This window comes from Amycolatopsis sp. NPDC006125, assembly GCF_040614195.1.
Taxonomy (GTDB): Bacteria; Actinomycetota; Actinomycetes; order Mycobacteriales; family Pseudonocardiaceae; genus Amycolatopsis_E; species Amycolatopsis_E tucumanensis.
The window spans coordinates 36571-52541 of the sequence record NZ_JBEXTZ010000038.1 but is presented as its reverse complement, the minus strand read 5'-3'; the positions used below and the strand labels follow the sequence as shown (position 1 = coordinate 52541).

Here is a 15971-nt window from a genome sequence, read left to right as displayed (position 1 = left end):
CGACCGCGGACGACGGCGCCACGCCGCCTTGTCCGAGCCCGGATCCTTCCGGAGCTCGCCTATCCCACGCGCAGTTCGTCGCCGCCGACGGTCACGACGTCGCCACGCTGCAGCTGCCGTCCCCGGCGCTCCTCGACCTCGCCGTTGACCTGGACCTGCCCGTCCTCCAGGAGTGACCGGGCATCGGACCCGGACTCGACCACGTTGGCGAGCTTGAGGAACTGACCGAGCCGGATGGACCCATCACTGGTGGCGATCTCGCGCATAACGCCATTGTCCCGCACGCCCGCCGGCCCAGCGCGGTGCACCGTGCATCCTCACGCTCACAACGATGCTGTCGTGGCTGGAGACCATCGAGGCGCCGGTACAGGTGCGTCTCGTCGTAGCTCCAGCCGTGCAGCATCACCAGCAGTGGCCGTGACTCGCGTGCACGCTCCACTTCGGACTACAGCACCGCTTCGCGGTCCATTCCCGGCTCATTCCGCGGCGAACTCGGACAGCGGATCGGTGTGCGCGGGCGTCCAGCCCAGCTCACGCTGCGCCTTGGCCGAGGTGAGCTGCTGGTCGAGGGCGAACGCGTCGGCGATCGGGCCCATCCGGTCGCGGGCCTCGTCCAGGGACAGGGAGACGGTCTTCCCGTCGAGCCCGGCGCCGCGAGCGCACGCCTCGGCGACCTCTTTGGCCGTCGGGTTGACGCCGCCCACGCCGAGGTACACCGAGCCCGCCGGAGCCGTCAACGCCGCCACGTACAGCCGGGCGAGGTCGTCGAGGTGGATCAGGGCCCAGTGGTTGCCGCCGTCGCCGATGTAGGGGATCGCGCCGCTTTCCTTCCCCGGCTGGACGAAGAAGATGTCGATCAGGCGGTTGTCGCCCCCGTAGAGCAGGCCGGGCTGGACGATGACCGGCCGTCCGCCGTCGGCGGCCCGGGCCAGCACCGCGTTCTCGACGGCCTGCCGCCAGGCCACGATGGCCGGTGGGTTCCACGGTGCGGTTTCGTCCTGGACCCCGTCGGTGTCGCCGTAGACCCAGCTGCCGCCGGTGTGCACGTAGGTGCCGCCCCCGACGCCGTCCTGCATCGCGGTGGCCGCCGCCAGGTCCTCCTCGCCGCTGGTGGCCTGAGCGAGGTGGATCACCGCTTGTGCCCGCGCCGCTGCCTGGTTGAGCACGTCGAGGTCGGTCAGGTCACCGCGGACCGCGCTCGCCCCGGCGGCGACCACGGCCGCCTCCGCACGCTCGCTGCGCGCGAGCGCCTCGACGGTGTGCCCTTGCCGAACCAGCTCGCCGATCGTCGCGCGGCCGATGTAGCCCGAGCCGCCCGTGAGGAAGATCTTCATCACTGTCCCATCACTCGTGTTCCGTTCCTCCTCCACGGTGACCCGGGCACCCGGGGTGCGTCCAAGACCCGTTCCGCGCGCTGTGATGCCGTGACGGCATCACAGACCTGCGATGATGGGCGGGAGCGGGAGGTGCCTCAGCGTGGACTTCGACTTGCGGAAGCTGCGATATTTCGTCGCGGTGGCCGAAGAGCTGCACTTCGGGCGGGCAGCGGCGCGGCTGCACATCGCCCAGCCGGCGTTGTCGCGCCAGATCCGCGCCCTCGAAGACGAGCTGAAGACGCCGCTGTTCGTCCGCGACCGCCGGAGCACGGTCCTCACCGCGGCGGGCGAACAGCTCCTGGCCGATGCCCGGGGCCTGCTGGCGACGGCCGAAGCCGTGCACCGGAGGGTCTCGGCCGCGGCCGAGGCGAAACCGGTGCTCACCGTCGGGTTCATGCCGGGCATCGTGGTCACCCCCGCGGTGCAGGTACTGGCCCGGCGGCGGCCGGACGTCAGCGTCCGGCTGCTGCGCACCAGCTGGCACGATCAGGTGGAGGTCGTCCACGACGGCCGCGTGGACGTGAGCATCGTCAGACTGCCGATCGACCAGCGCGGGCTGACCGTGCGGCCGCTGTTCACCGAACCCCGCGTCGTGATGGTGCCCGCCGGGCACCGGCTGGCGGGCAAGGAGTCCGTGTCGGTCACCGAACTCGCCGACGAGCACCTGCTGCAGGACCCCGACGCGGTCCCGGAGTGGCGGGACATCGCCCTCGAACTGCGCAAGCCGGACCGCCCCGAAGTGCCTCGCATCAACAGTGTCGAAGAGAAGCTGGAACTCGTCGCCGCCGGAGCGGGGATCAGCGTCATCCCGCTGTCGACGGCGACGTTCTACACCCGCCCGGACGTCATCGGCATCCCGGTCGAGGACATCGGGCCGAACCAGGTGTGCCTGGCTTGGCTCGCGACGCGCCGGTCGCCGCTGATCGACGCTTTCCTCGCCGCCGCGGCAAACCTGGCGCCCTAGTCTCGGCAAGCACTCCGGTCGGCTTCCGGGGGCGAACAGGGGGCAGGGTCGACCCGGAGTAGCCCGGAGAAGACGCGATCGGCCCGGCACGAGGTCTCCCAAGTGAGGGGCCATTCGTGTCACGTCAAGCGAAGTGCCCCCGGGGCGGCTCCACCCAGATGCACACCGGTTTCGGCGCTGCTGACGTGCGCGGCACCGCCGGGTCGTGGTCCGCGGCGCTGGGGGAGCGGCCGCTCGTCCTCGAGGCGCGGGTGCCGATGGTGATGGAGCGTCGGAAGCGTCCGCAGGAGGCGGCAACGTGAGAGTAGTGAACTCGGCCCTTGTTCTGATCGGACCCCGCGTTCGAGCGGTCCTCGCCGGGCGAGACCGTGTGCTCAGCGCCGACCCTGGCGAGTTGAAACGGGGTTACCGGCCCTGCACCTTTTATCCTCGGTGACCATGACCGTCTACCCGAGTCGACACCGGCGTGATTCGTCCCCTAAACGGGCGGCGGAGTCGCAGGCTGCGTTTCTCGATCGGGTGGCCGGGGCGTACTGGGATCAAGTTCGCGACGTGATCAACGAGTGGTGGTCTCACCTTCCGGATCAGGCGCGGTCTGGTGTCCGCAGTCGGTTGCTGGATCGGAACTCCGGCTCGAACGTGTTTTCCGCGTTGTGGGAGTTGTACCTGCACGAGATGTTGCTCGGTTCCGGCTGCACCGTGGAGGTCGAGCAGGCGGTTGGTACCCGGGGCAAGTACCCGGACTTCCTGGTGACTCACGATGGTGAGCAGTTCGTCCTCGAGGCGATCTGGACATCACAGCGTATCGGGGACCCTACGCAGGACGCGATGTCGGGCCGACTGCTCGATGCCATCAACAGTGTGCCGAGCCCCAATTTCTTCCTGTCGGTCTCGATCGTTCGCGTCGGGTCGGCGGAGCCACCGCAGAGGGGGTTGAAGTCTGAGCTTGCGCGATGGCTGGGCGGCTTGGACCCCGATCAGATCCAGGCCGACTACGAGCAGCGCCAGGTCCCCTTGCCGAGTCATATCTGGCAGGAGGCCGGATGGTCGTTGTCGTTCACGGCGATGCCACGTAGTCCCGGTGCACGGCGGCGTTCGGCCAGGGCGATCGGCATCTATCCGATGATCTGGATGCGCGACAGATCAGACCACGTGCTTAACGCGGTGAAAAGGAAGGGCGGGAAGTACGGCGACCTTGCGCTGCCGTTCGTCGTCGCCTTGGGGCAGGCGGCGCTGTTCCCTGACGACGAGGACATCGTGACCTCGCTCTACGGGAGTTCGGTCGAGTACGCCCACACCGGGAACGGCTCCACGTTCAGCCGGCTTTCCGACGGCTACTGGTCCCCTCTCCGCGACAACGGTCACCACCGGGTTAGCGGGGTGCTCGTCGTCGACAACCCGGCGCCCTGGACCTGGGCTACGGTCACTCCCGTTCTATGGCATAGCAACGATCCGAGGTCGATCCCGGCTCCGATCCTTCCGACGTGGGCAAGCGCCCGGCTCGTTAGGGACGAGATCGATCAAAAGCCGGCTGCCACCCCTGCCCGTACTGCGGTCCGCCTTGGCCAGGACTGGCCGGTCGGGGAAGCGTTCCCACGACACATGGCCTGAACTTTCGAGGTTCACGCAGCCGCGTCGCTTCCCGACGTGCGCGAGCGCGGTGGTCGCCTCGCAGGTTCTCCAGCGCCGATGCTCGGCGTCCCAGATCTCCGCCGCGCGTGGGCTTGGCCTGCCGCAGATCATTCGAGGGGCGCTGGTCCTCCTCCGGCTGGCTGGCTGGCTGATGAGTTTGGTAGGTCTTGAATACTCAACCCCGTTGCGGTGCTGCGCTCGAAGCTCGTGCACGACTCTCCATCATCTGGTGGGCCGGTGATCAGGCTGGCGAGACTTATTGAACGAGCATCCGGAAGCAGGGCGGTTAAGGCCAGCGAGACCGGGTGTGGCGGCCGCATCTAGGAAGGCGGCGAGCAGGCGCCCTCCGTTGTTGTCCGGGAGGCGTCGGAGATGGTCGTGGACGTGGGCGTGTTCGGACTTGCAGGCTTTGATCTGCCGGTGGTACTGGCGGCGGCGTTCGTCGTTGTCGTGGAGGGCGCTCGACGGGATTGCGCTGATGTGGTGGCGGATCAAGGTGTCGAGTGTGGTGTCGAGGCGGGTGCGTTGGTGTTGTAGTGCGAGGACTTCTTCGCCGTGGAGGAATGTGCGCCCGGTGTGGCGAGCGTAGTCGCGAAGGGCTTGTCCGTGCTGCGCGTCGCACTGTGCGATGTCGGCACCGAGGCGGGCGGGGAATTCGTAGAGAGTTTCGAAGATGTCGATCCCGGCTGCGGTGATGGCGTCACCGCTCGAGCGGAACGCGACGAGGTCGTCGAGCCATTCGGCGAAGGAGAAGGAGTAGGCGGGGCTGTGTGCGGCGACGAGTCGGGATGCTTCGGCCAGGAGGTAGTCCCCGGCGAGGATGACCGTGGTGGTGGCCCAGTCGATGCCGCGGAGGCACGTGGTCGGGGCGCGTGCGGTGGTGAGGAACGTGAGGGCGGCAAGGCTGGCCAGTTCGACCGCGGCGACGAGGGTCGCGTGACTGGGGTCGGGAGTGTGTCCGTTGGTGAGGGTGGCGCCGGCGAATAGGATCGCGGGTCGGAGCCGACGTCGCGTATCGCCGATGTCACTGAGCAGCATGCGGGCGAGAAAAGGCCAGTCGTGACGGACCGTGGACGCGAGTACCTCGTCGCAGGCCAGCAAGAATGGCTTCAGGGGGAGTGTGTCGGCATCGTCGAGATCGAGCCGGGCGACATCGGCGAGGCCGGTGACGCCTTCGGGGAGCAGGATCGCACGGCGGGTCTTGGCGATGAAGGGGTGGTCATTGTGGGCTGCGGCAGCGAGCACGCGCCAGGCCAGCTGGTAGCGGCGTACGGCGTGCCGCGAGGTTTCGAAGTAGCCGACGAACGAGCGTTCCAATGCTCGTGAATAGCTGTTGGCGGCGTCGGTGGGGTGTGTGGTAATGGCGGTGGCGGCATGGCGGCCGCTGTCGAGGGCGTAGCTCATCCCCTCGCCGGTGAACGGGTTGACCAGGCCTGCGGCGTCGCCTACTGGTAGCGCAGGCCCGATGGTAATGGTGGCGGGGTTGTAGGTGGTGGCGAGCGGGCCGCCGGAGGCCGAGTTGGCGGGTGTCAGGCCGGGTGGGGTCGTGGTGTGGAGGTCGAGTTGGTCCAACGCGAGCTTGAGTGCTTGTTCGTCGGTAGGGACGGTTTGGCGGTTGTGGATGATGGTGATGGTGACGGCGTTGTCGTGGGCGGGTATCAGCCAGACCGCGAACGGCGTCTGGTCCGGCGTGTGCTGGGCGGGGATGGCCAGGTGTAGGACGGGTGAGTTCAGGGGTGCGTTCGTGTGGAAGGTTTGGGTGCTCGCCCACCTCATCCCAACGTTATGGGCGCTGTCCAGCTTGTTCGCCGAGTCGTTGTGACCTCGGGCGTCGACCACGTGCCGGGTGCGAAAGCGTCGTCCGGAGGCCAGTGCGAGGTCAGCGCCCTGGTCTGCCGGTGTGATCGTCGTGACGGAGTCCTCGACGCAGGTGGCGCCGGCGGAGCGAGCGGCGTCAACAAGGGTTGCACGGAGTTGATGGTCGCCGATTGTGAGTCCGGGGAAATCTAGGGATTCGACCGGTTGATTCGCTCGTGTCGCCAGCCGGATTCGGTGTATCTGCCGGGCTCCGGGGACCGCGGCCAGGTCGATGTCGAGGCTGGACAGGGCTGCGATAGCCGAGCCGGACAGCAGAATGCGCCGGTCCGCGTGGGAGGGTGGTGGCCCGATGAGGGTCACGTGGTGGCCGCGGCGGGCTAGGGCGAGCGCGGCGGTCGTACCGGATGGTCCAGCGCCGAGTACCGCGACGGTGGTTTCGGCGTGGGCTGGGGTGGCGGTCATGCTGGTGGGTTCTCCAGGCTGGCAAGGAGTGCGTGTAGGGCTGCGCGGGCGGGGCTCTCGGGCAGATTGTTCAGCTCCGCGTTGGCCGCATTGAGGCGTTCGGTGGCGAGGGCGTGTGCTGCGGCGAGGCCTCCGAGTCGCTCGACCTGGTTGGCGAGGGCAGGAAGACCGGAGTCGGTGAGGTCAGGGTCGAGGAGGTTGCGCTGAAGGGTGCGTGCGCTGTCCGCGGCCAGGGCGAGCACGACCGGGGCGCCGAGCAGGCCGCGCAGCAGATCGGTGCCGTGGGGTTTACCGGTGGTGGCGGTTTCGATGTCGAGGCAGTCGTCGAGGATCTGGAAGGCCACTCCGGCGTGCCGCGCAACGGTGACGACGGTGCGCAGGATTTCCGGGCGGCAGCGTGCTTCGGCCGCGCCGAGGTGGGCACACAGTCCGAACAGTTCGCCGGTCTTGCTCGCGGCGAGTTCCACGTAGTCCTCGATATCCAGTTGGGTGTCGAAGGCTCGTTCGAGGTCGAGCACCTGTCCATGCGCCAGGCGTGCCGCGGCGCGGGTGACGACCCGATACGCCCCTGGTCCTAGATCGGCGGCTTCCATACCTGCGGCGGAAAAGCATGCGAGCCCGGCCAGGACCGCGATTTGCGGCCCGTAGCGCGCGTGGGCGGCGGGCACGCCACGCCTCTCCGCCGCACAGTCGACGATGTCGTCGTGCAGCAGAGAAGCGACGTGCATCAGCTCCACCACTGCTGCGGCGCGTTCCAGCCTGCCCGGCGCGGACGCCCCGAATCCGGCGCAGGTGTAGAGCAGGTGTGTCCGCAGACGTTTCCCAGGCCGGTCGAGCAGTGTCGTCACGGCAGGCTGCAGGTTCGCCGGTATCCCGCGGGCGAGGTAACGTAGCCGGTTGGTGACGCGGTCGGAGAATTCCTGGGACTGAGAAGGAAAGGAGACATCGGTCGACACGCGAGTGGGTTCCTAGTTGTGGTCGGTCGAGATCGGTCCGATGACCTCAATGGTGGGTACCTGGGAGATCAGGTCGTACACGGTCTGGTAGGTGTCGGTTTGGTTGAGATAGTCGATGATCTGGGACCGGTTCATGCCTTCGGTCGGCACGAGGACGTACGCCAGGAGATTCTGTGCACAGGCATATTCTTCGTAGGTGAAGGTGCCGGTCGAGTACAGGCCCCAGATGATGTTTGCGACGTCCTCGAGTTGCTCGTGGGTGACGACCTCGGCGGAGTTGGGGTCGTTGAGGAGTGTGGCGACGAAGTCGTGGTACTGCGCGTAGTAGGACTGCGCGTAGGCCTGTTCGCCTGAGTGGTCCTGGCCTTCGCGGGAGGCGAGCCGGTTCTGGACGACCTCGGTGTTGACGTAGGTGGTGGATATCATCAGCCGGCCGACGAGCGTCTGGGCGAGGAAGTCGTCGCGGAGCTTGTCCGACAGTGCTTCGTCCTGGGTTACGGGGATGTCGTAGTAACTCTCCAGCGAAGCGAGCATCATGCAGGGCAGGAAGTACAGGAAGATGAACAGCGGAAGGTTCCCGTTGCCTCCTAGGCACGCCACTGAACCGGAGTCTCCGGCCCAGTGGAAGAACAGCGTCCAAAAGCAGTCCTCATACTGCACAATCCCGAGCGGGCCCTCGGTGTCGACAAAGATGTCCATGTCGACGCCGACGATGCTGGCCGACGTGTAGCCGGTGGTGCGGCCGACCTTCTCAATGTTGATGAACAGGTCTGGCGCGACGACTCCCGCCACGGCGCCACCACCCGGGCCGACGGGCCTACTGACCAGCGGACGCACGTTCAACGCCGCGATTGTGGCGTCCATGCGGGTGAGGAAGCAGTTTCCCATCGCGTCTCCGGAAACCGCCATACCGACGACGGGATGGTTGCGGGTGATCTGCTGCATGAGATCACGCGCCACCAGCTCGGTGGAGGCACTCTGGTTGTTCAGTTGCGCGATGGCGGCGTCGACGGTAGAACGCTCGGTGAGCGGCACGAAGCGTTTGAGCGTCGCGACCTGGTCGGCGGCGGTGCCGCCATCGTAACCGCCCGGTTGCAGTACAGGGTCACCAGGAACACCCTGGTTGAGCCGGGCGATGACGTGATTGTTGGACAGGATGCAGATGGTTTCGTCAGTGTTGTCCCTGACGTAACAGCCCATTGTACCGACAGCGCGCCCGTCACGAAGATTGGAGATTCCTGCGCCCTGGCGCACCGGTCGCATGAATTCGGTGATAGCTGGATCACCAGTGGCGGCGGTGGTGACTGGCGTCTTCGCGTAATCAGGAGCGTTGTCGCGCAGAGTGCTATTGCGAAACGGACCAGCCTGAACCACGTCCACGCCCCACGTTTCGCCCTCGATATTGAGCGACTTCGGAAGGAGACGCCGCCGCGAGACCAGGTTTTCGACGCGCTTTTTCTGCACCAGAACGACGACCACTGGTTCGTCGGTCCATTGGTTGTTCCGGCGGCGCAAGCTGACCCCGGCGCCGGTGACGTTCGGGTCATCCCCGTAGTCGGTGAGGATCTGCTTCTTCCCCAGCTTGAGCTTTTCCCGCACCTCGGAGGCGATGTGTACGTTCGTAGGTTTCATAATCTCGTCAGCTCCTCATCTGGCGCGAGCGAAATAATGTCTGTCGTTGAGGATCCGCAGACCCAGCAGCCAGACGCGAGCCTGAGCGTCGCTGTTGGGATCGAACTTCGGCGAGATGGTCGTGACCGCAACGGCGACGGCCGCCGTGATCGCCCTTCTCGCAGTCGAATCCTGCGCGGCGTACTGCTCCGCCAGGGTCCTCAGAACGTCGTTCTGGTCTTCAAAGTTGATGTTCGCGATAAGCAGAGTGGTGGTCGCCTGGTGCACGTCGGACTGCCTCGCCGGTTCGACGCGGGCGTAGGCGGTCTGCAGGCGGGGCTCGGTCGCCCGCGTGGTCGCGGGGCCCGGCTCGCCGTTGTCCGGGAACGGGACCGGAAACACCGCGCCGGTGCGAGCGATCGCTAGCAGGACACGCACCTGATCCGCGGTCAGTGCCCCGGACGTTTCGGCTACGGCTGCGGGGGCGATGAGGGCTCCGCCGGCGACCGCGCTGGTTCCAACAGCTCCCAAGAACCACCGCCGGTTCAGCCTGCCGGTTGAACCTCGACCGGGGGACGGGCCCTGTCGGGACGAGAAATCCGACATATTCGCTCCAAACGTTCTGTCAGGTCTAAGAAACTTCGGGCCCCGGTTAACCGGGTAGTAGGGCGGTCGGTAGCGGGCCTCGAACGGTTTCTGGACTTAGGGTGAAACCGAACTCCCGCGACATCATCGCCAGCGCCAGGACCACCTCTTCGCGTGTCGAGTACGGCGTCGGCACCGGGAGTAGCCCGACTTCGTGCATGAGCCTGTCGAAATACTCCCGAGAGGGTCCAGCCAGCGAGTAATAGGGCTGATTCAGGAGAAAGACCGCACTGCGACCGTCGGGTGAGTGACAGCTGACTTGGTTTGGACCCATTTCATTGCAGGTGACCGTCACGAAGTCGTGGTTGACGGCCGCACGGCCCAAGGGCTCCGTGGGAAGTGATCCTGCCCGGACCGGCTCCATCACCACCACCCACTCACCGCTGAGCGCAACCCGCACGCATGCGGTCTCCGCGTCGGCGGAGGTGTCGTAACCCCAGCTCTCGAGCAGCGTCATCTCACGGACCGCTGCGGGTGGGACACCGTAGGCCGCGAAGACGTCGTCCGGCGTGATGCCGTGGATGAAGCTCATCCGCCCGTCGTCGTCGAAGACCGTGGGATGCTCGATTACCCACGCCCAGTCGTCCTGACCAGCTGTCTCGGGAGATAGGTCATTGTCCGTCATCTCGGCCGCCCTTCTGCCCCTCTGCGCTGTGGCCATCCACGACTCTAAGCGCCGACAGCGACCCAGAAAGGATCAGTGTCGATGAGTCGGGCGCCGCGCACAAGGTTGCCGAAATCGCTACCAGCCCGATAGTTGAGCAGACTGGGCACATGCGCTCGGACGCACAGCTCGGTCCTGGTCGGAGTACCAACCGGCACGACATCAGACCAGTCTGCAGCCAGGACGCCCGTGGATCCGGTTTGCACCGCTGTAAGCTGAGCACACTCCGCGCCATCGTCGATCCCGCCGCTGCTTGCCGGGTTCTCGCGCGTGGCGGCGAAGGAATATTCGTCGCAGGAGTCGACGACCCTCTGAGCGGGATTATCAGGCGGGCTGTAAGACTCCAGCGCCAGGTTCATGGCCTCGTCCTGCTTGAACGAGCCACACATGATTCGTCGGTCCTGGTCGTAGTAGCGCTTGTAGTGCAGCGGCCCGCCTCGTCCTTGCAGACCGGGATGCCAGTTCAATTGCTCCTGAGCCCAGGCCACCATTCCGGCGGAGGCGCCACTCGTAGCCCTCGAAAGGTTCAAGGTGGGTGTGAACGCATGATTGACACAGCCTCGGGACACATTGCTGCCGGTGCTTGAGGTGCGGGCGTCACACCGTCCGTTCAGGTAGTCATCGATGAATGACCACGCCTGCACATTGGGGAACTTCGCCGGCCCGGAGATGCGGATTCCGAGGTCAGGGCGTACCAGGACAGCTTCGCCGTCGGTAGACACTATGCTCGTGTCCGTCTCGGTCCATGTGACCTCATACACACTGTCGGCGGCGAGAGTGATCAGACGTCCGTCATCGGGTTGCGACAGGGCGACCGCCGTGCATCTCGACACCGAGCTGTCCCGGCACAAGGGATCCACTCGAGCGCGCACCCCGCCAGCCAGCGTGCCGACGCCCGCCTTCTGCACCGTCACGCGGGCTGCATGACCCCACGACAAACTATTCCATGAGAATTGCGCCCACTGGTGGTTCTCGAGGTTCATCGAACCGGTCACCGTGGTCACGCCGTTCTCGGTCACGGTGGTGAACAGTTCCCAGATCGTGTTCGAGCAGGTGGTGAACCGGTCGGGGTTCTCCACGTACCATTGGCCTTCCTCGAACTGGCAAGCGACGGGTCCAATGATCGCGGCGACCGACATTGGCGCTGAGCCTTGTTTGTCGGTTCCGGGCTTCGTACCCCGCAGGTGGGTCACTCTGGCACAAAATCGTTCGCCGGGTCGCTCTCCTGGCGTGCAGGTGGTGTGCGGGTTATTGGCGTTGTCAGCTATTCTGACTGATGTCGGTTCTGCGTCGGCCTTGTAGGAGAAGACCAGTGCAGAACTAGTGAGCACTAGAAGGGCCATTGACGCTAGGACAAGGAAGTAACTTCGTCTTCGTGCAGTACTAAACATCAGCATTTCTTCCCTTCAGGCAAGCTGGGCATACACGCGTGATCTAGATCACGCGGTAAACTGAAAACCCGGTGTTCGCCACGATTCGTCTGAGGTCGTCGAACGATGCAGGGTGTTGCACGTTCGGCTCAGCAACCTCGACCTCGGCTGCGAACGCGATACAAGGTGTTCGCCCGTTCAGCGTCACCGAGTTACGTGCCGCCGGGGGTTGCGTCGACCTGGCTCTTCTGTGCGACACGCCAATTGGACAGTTTTGCGTTGTGCGCAGAGCCGGTATGATGGAAATGTCCGGTTGGTTGGAGCCAATATCGTAGGCCTGTTTCAGCCGTCAAGCTTGGCCGCGAGATGGCGTACCTCGGATTCTCGAACGACGGCCTGACACTTCGCTCAAGAGGTGTCAGATGGACGTGCAGCTTTAGCCCTCGGCTTCGATTTACGGTCGTGATATCGCGCTATCCGGCCAACGGGATGTAACTGCAGTGTCAGTGCTGCACTCGGCAAAACGACAAAGGTCCACAGTGTGCAGCGTCTCGCTGCCGCCGCGGTGCCGGGTCTGCCGGCACTCGTGCGACGCACACGTCCAATGTCAGGTGGTTTATCTGATGAACAACAATCATTGATGCCCCTCCCCAGAAGCGGATGTGTCAGGCACATCCAGACGTCGACACTTTAACCACGCTCAACGGCGCCCCGGAAGCACTTAGCTACCACAAGTTCATGTTCACACCGTTGGAGTAGCGCCCGCTGTTCGGTCAACACACGGTTGCGTACCTGTGTCGCAGCTGCCACGCGGCCGGTGCACACAACCGTTACTTGACAACGGTATTTTGTTTCGAGTAAGGGCCAGGGAGCATCAGGTAACGATTACGCAGTCACTTACCGTGGGTGAACCGGAACCTGGGAGATCATGATGAGATTCGAACGGTCGGGGGCAACCGCGGCCTTGCTGGCGAGCTTGCTTCCGGTGTGGCTGGCGCCAAACATCGACGCGACGCCCACCAGGGCGGAAATGGCGCCCGTATCGGGTCTAACGTTGCGTCCAGCGCAACCCGGGCCGACGGAAGACGATGTCATCACGACCGCCGTTGATGAACAGGCTTACGTGCTCGGTCCGGTCTTCAACACGAGTCGTTGCCTTGAAGCCGATGCCGACACGATCAACGCGAACGGAACGACAGTGCACTGGTGGACGTGCGACCCGACCAGCGCACCACGTCATGATAAATCTGGAAAATAATTCCTTAGGGCTATTATCGGTTGCAGAACGACGCCAGCGGCCGTTACCTCGATGCAGACCTTAATACGATCGACGGCACGGTCGTCCAGTTGTGGGACTACAACGCCGGCGGCGACAACGAGTCGGCAGGTTCGGTTCGTAGGGTATTACGTCGGCCTCGGCCTCACGCGGTGCTGCGCCCACGTTGCTGCGGCGTCGCGTACCCGGAGCTTCCAGGGGCGCGGTTCACTGGAGGCGATCTGATTCCAGAGTGCAGCGCTGGACGCGGTGAAGGTGTCGATCGCCTCTGACGGCGCTGTCGACCAGGCGGGGTGGGTGGATGCCCAACGCTCAGCGTCCGCTGGGGTGTGTCCTTCGGCGATGAGCCAGAGTGTGGTGCAGGCGGTGTCGATCCAGGGGGCGCCGAGCGTGGGCCAGGACCAGTCGACGAGCCGCGCGCCGCAGTTGGTGATGAGGATGTTGTGTGGGTTGAGGTCGGTGTGCAGCAGGTGGTCGCCGGCGAGCAGGGTCGGGTCGACGCCGGCCTGTAGAGCGGCGTCGGCCCAGCGGTCTTCGATGCGTCGGCATCCGGTCGTGGGGGCCTTCAGTTTGGTGAGGTGGGTGAGCATCCGGGTGACGGCGGGGAGGTCGGCTGAGCCGGGGGAGAGGTCGGCAGGGTGGCCGTCGAGGTGTTCGAACCCGAGGATGTGCCACCCGGCGATGTCAATGTGCCAGCGCAGGCGTGGCGCGATGGGCTGGGCGTAGGGGTTGATGAAGGCTTCTCGGCGTTGCGCGGCGGCCTTGGCGCTGGGTGTTCCTTTGGCGAAGATGAGGCCGGTTTCGGCGTGCAGGCGGGCGGTGAAAGCTGCGTTGAGGCCTGCGCTGATCGTTTCGCCGCGGTGTACCCGGCCGGTGTGCTGTTCGACCGCGGCGCGGACGGCCGCCGGCAGCTGGTGCCACTGGGTGCGCGGGGTAGCCGGGATCATCGCGTGGGCGGCGGACGGGTTCGGTGTGGGAGTCATGCGGGCACGGTGCTGACATAGCCGAGCGGACGGAGTCCTTCGGACTGGAATAGCTGGTCGGATGCGCCTCCAGTGCGGGCCTGGAGGAGTTGATAATCAGCGCGGTGTTCAGCGGCCCATCGTTCGACGGCGCGCCAGAGGGCACGCCCATGTCCGTGGCCGCGGTGTCCGGGCACGACGCCGAAGTACTGTGGCAGCAGCATCTCTCGGCCGGACCGGTCGGGCATGATCGTCAGCGGCCCGATCGCGCCGACGACGTGCCGGTCAGCTTGGGTGACGAGGATCGGCCCATCCGGGTGGCCAGCGTCGCGTCGCTGGCGCAGGAAGTCGAAGCCGTGGTGAGCCATCGCCGTGGCGAACGCGGTGAAGGTGGCGGCGACCTCGAGGTCGCAGTCGTCGAGATCGGTCACCGCCGGTCCTCTCGGAGGTTCGGGTGCTGGGTGGTTGAAGTCCTTGAGGAGCACGCGGGTGTGGTTCCCCTGGCCGGTGACGTTTGTGCTGAACCAGATCACGCGCCCACTCGCGGCATCTAAGGTGCGACACCAGCGACGTGTCGCTGCCCGTAGCGCGTCGAAGTCGGGGGAATCGCCGTAGAAGTAGGTCTTCACCGTGCCGCCGCCGCGCCGACTGAGGACCGGGATAATCGTGTGGTCCGGGCGGTGAAGGATCTCGTCGACGAGCACCATGTCGGCCTTGGCGGGTGACCAGCGCCGGTCCTTGTCGAACGGGAGGGCGACGCCGGCTCGGCTGGCGGTCAGCACGTCGGCGAACAGCTCGGTGAACATCTCGGGGGTGCACAGGTCGGGGTGCGTCGGTCCCAGAACCGGTATGTAGGGGACGGTCAGCACCCGGCTCATCCAGTCGGCCCGCAGGTGCATGGCTTGGAGCCTAGGACGGCGTGGTGAGGCACCGGCGCGCGGACACGCCGGTACCCCACCGGCTGGGTCAGTAGGGGTTGTCGTCGCCTGCGTTGCAGGAGCACTTCGAGGACTCGACCAGCACGTCGAGGTCCTCGACGAACTCCAGCTCGTCGGACTCGGCGCGCGGGGGCTGCAGTTCCAGCAGGACAGCGGTCACGGCGATCACCTCCTTCCGTAGGTTTCGGCGTCAGGATCCGTGTTGGCAGTAGGCCGAAAGCGGGGCTTTGGCCTTGCGGTAGAGCTGCACCAGCGGCATGCACGTGCCGCAGGAGCCTTGGAGCTGGCAGCCGGCGCAGCCGCCTTGGCGGAGCAGCAGCGCGTCGGCGATCCCGCCGAGCCGGGTCAGGCCCTCGACACCTTCGGTCATGAGGGGGATCTGCGGGTCGCGGCCGACTTTGCAGATGCTGGCCATGCCGTGCGGGTCGACGTGGAAGAAGGTGTGCCCGGCCGAGCAGCCGGTGAAGGGTTTGCGTTTGCGCAGGTACTCCTGCGACTGGGCGGGTAGGGACTCGGCGCCGCCGTAGATGGTCGGCGACATGTTGGAGAACACGTGGTGGGGCAGGTCGAAGCGCTCGGCCAGAGCTTTCATGGCGTCGACTTCGTGGGCGTTGGTGTTGGTGACGATCAGGTTGAGGTTCATCGGCAGGGCGGCTTCGTGGGCGGCGGTGAGGCCGCGCAGGAACTTGTCGAACGAGCCGCGGCGGCGGGTCAGCCCGTCGTAGCTCTCGGCCGTGGCGCCATAGACGCTGATCGTCAGCCGGTACGGGCGCAGCGTGGTCAGCAGGTCGAGGATGGCGGGGTTGTGCAGCCGGGAGCCATTGGAGGAGATCGACAGCATCATGCCCAGCTCGAACGCCAGCCGATACACGTCGGGGAACAGTTTGTCGATCAGCGGCTCGCCGCCGGTCAGCTGTAGCCACAGCACGCCCGCGTCGCGCATGCTGCGCAGCAGCCGCTCCCGATCGGGCCAGGAAAGCCCCTCGAACCTCTTCAGTCCGAGGTAGCAGTGCTCGCAGTCGTAGTTGCAGCCCAGGTTCAGCTCATACGACGCCCGCCCGTAGCCGTAGGGTGAGATCGGGCGGACCAGTACCGCCTCGCCGACCCGCCGGTCGGTGAGGTCGAGATCGGGCCAGCGGCGCCGGACAGCGTCCACCAGCCACTGAGGGCACCGGCCGGTGCCGGCCTGTTCCAGCTCGCGGTGGCGACGCGGGCCGATCTTGACCCCGCTCGGGCTGCCTGGACGCAGCAGGAGGAAGTCCTCGAGGAACTGACTGGCGATCAAGTCATGCACGAA

The 15971-nt window shown here is 65.8% G+C and carries 15 protein-coding genes; 3 read left to right on the top strand and 12 right to left on the bottom strand.

Going from position 1 to position 15971, the window contains the following annotated elements; all coding sequences use genetic code 11:
- Positions 1-59: 59 nt before the first annotated feature.
- Together ABZ193_RS20640 and ABZ193_RS20635 are read right to left on the bottom strand one after the other, a co-directional pair.
- Positions 60-266 carry an RNA-binding S4 domain-containing protein gene (locus tag ABZ193_RS20640; protein WP_020418550.1) on the bottom strand — a complete coding sequence of 69 codons (207 nt, stop codon included), beginning with the start codon at positions 264-266 and terminating at the stop codon, positions 60-62.
- A 210-nt stretch (positions 267-476) separates the two neighbouring features.
- Entirely contained in the window at positions 477-1334 is an 858-nt protein-coding gene (locus tag ABZ193_RS20635) for an NAD-dependent epimerase/dehydratase family protein (RefSeq protein WP_354711063.1), read from the bottom strand.
- 142 nt (positions 1335-1476) lie between these two features.
- Here ABZ193_RS20635 and ABZ193_RS20630 point away from each other — a divergent pair, with 142 nt between their 5' ends.
- Positions 1477-2340 (top strand): LysR substrate-binding domain-containing protein, encoded by an 864-nt coding sequence (locus ABZ193_RS20630; RefSeq protein WP_354711061.1) that lies wholly within the window; start codon positions 1477-1479, stop codon positions 2338-2340.
- 438 nt (positions 2341-2778) lie between these two features.
- Positions 2779-3951, top strand: coding sequence for a hypothetical protein (locus ABZ193_RS20625; RefSeq protein ID WP_354711060.1), 1173 nt, complete (start codon positions 2779-2781; stop codon positions 3949-3951).
- Between the two features lie 243 nt (positions 3952-4194).
- On the opposite strand, the gene ABZ193_RS20620 is transcribed toward ABZ193_RS20625, so the two are convergent.
- From ABZ193_RS20620 to ABZ193_RS20595, 6 genes are all read right to left on the bottom strand, one after another.
- Positions 4195-6252: a lycopene cyclase family protein gene (locus tag ABZ193_RS20620; protein WP_354711058.1), complete on the bottom strand. Its 2058-nt coding sequence runs from the start codon at positions 6250-6252 to the stop codon at positions 4195-4197.
- On the bottom strand, positions 6249-7208 hold the full coding sequence (locus ABZ193_RS20615) for a polyprenyl synthetase family protein (RefSeq protein ID WP_354711057.1): 960 nt from the start codon (positions 7206-7208) through the stop codon (positions 6249-6251). The genes ABZ193_RS20620 and ABZ193_RS20615 overlap by 4 nt, the downstream gene beginning before the upstream one ends.
- 12 nt (positions 7209-7220) lie before the next feature.
- Positions 7221-8840: a hypothetical protein gene (locus tag ABZ193_RS20610; RefSeq protein ID WP_354711055.1), complete on the bottom strand. Its 1620-nt coding sequence runs from the start codon at positions 8838-8840 to the stop codon at positions 7221-7223.
- Between the two features lie 15 nt (positions 8841-8855).
- Positions 8856-9257 (bottom strand): hypothetical protein, encoded by a 402-nt coding sequence (locus ABZ193_RS20605; protein ID WP_354711054.1) that lies wholly within the window; start codon positions 9255-9257, stop codon positions 8856-8858.
- A 214-nt stretch (positions 9258-9471) separates the two neighbouring features.
- Entirely contained in the window at positions 9472-10125 is a 654-nt protein-coding gene (locus tag ABZ193_RS20600) for a hypothetical protein (protein ID WP_354711053.1), read from the bottom strand.
- A gap of 8 nt (positions 10126-10133) precedes the next feature.
- Positions 10134-11267 (bottom strand): hypothetical protein, encoded by a 1134-nt coding sequence (locus ABZ193_RS20595; protein WP_354711052.1) that lies wholly within the window; start codon positions 11265-11267, stop codon positions 10134-10136.
- A gap of 1159 nt (positions 11268-12426) precedes the next feature.
- On the opposite strand from ABZ193_RS20595, the gene ABZ193_RS20590 reads away from it, so the two are divergent.
- The gene (locus ABZ193_RS20590) at positions 12427-12756 is read left to right on the top strand and encodes a hypothetical protein (protein WP_354711051.1); all 330 of its coding nucleotides are present in this window, start codon (positions 12427-12429) and stop codon (positions 12754-12756) included.
- Between the two features lie 146 nt (positions 12757-12902).
- Here the strand turns inward: ABZ193_RS20590 and ABZ193_RS20585 are convergent, their stop codons facing one another.
- The 4 genes from ABZ193_RS20585 to ABZ193_RS20570 all read right to left on the bottom strand — a co-directional run bounded on the left by ABZ193_RS20585 (position 12903) and on the right by ABZ193_RS20570 (position 15968).
- Positions 12903-13757 (bottom strand): hypothetical protein, encoded by an 855-nt coding sequence (locus ABZ193_RS20585; RefSeq protein WP_354711050.1) that lies wholly within the window; start codon positions 13755-13757, stop codon positions 12903-12905.
- Complete coding sequence (locus ABZ193_RS20580) at positions 13754-14635, bottom strand: GNAT family N-acetyltransferase (RefSeq protein ID WP_354711048.1); 882 nt, start codon at positions 14633-14635, stop codon at positions 13754-13756. The genes ABZ193_RS20585 and ABZ193_RS20580 overlap by 4 nt, the downstream gene beginning before the upstream one ends.
- A gap of 67 nt (positions 14636-14702) precedes the next feature.
- Complete coding sequence (locus tag ABZ193_RS20575) at positions 14703-14834, bottom strand: hypothetical protein (protein WP_354711047.1); 132 nt, start codon at positions 14832-14834, stop codon at positions 14703-14705.
- A gap of 30 nt (positions 14835-14864) precedes the next feature.
- Positions 14865-15968: a radical SAM protein gene (locus tag ABZ193_RS20570; protein WP_354711045.1), complete on the bottom strand. Its 1104-nt coding sequence runs from the start codon at positions 15966-15968 to the stop codon at positions 14865-14867.
- Positions 15969-15971 lie beyond the last annotated feature (3 nt).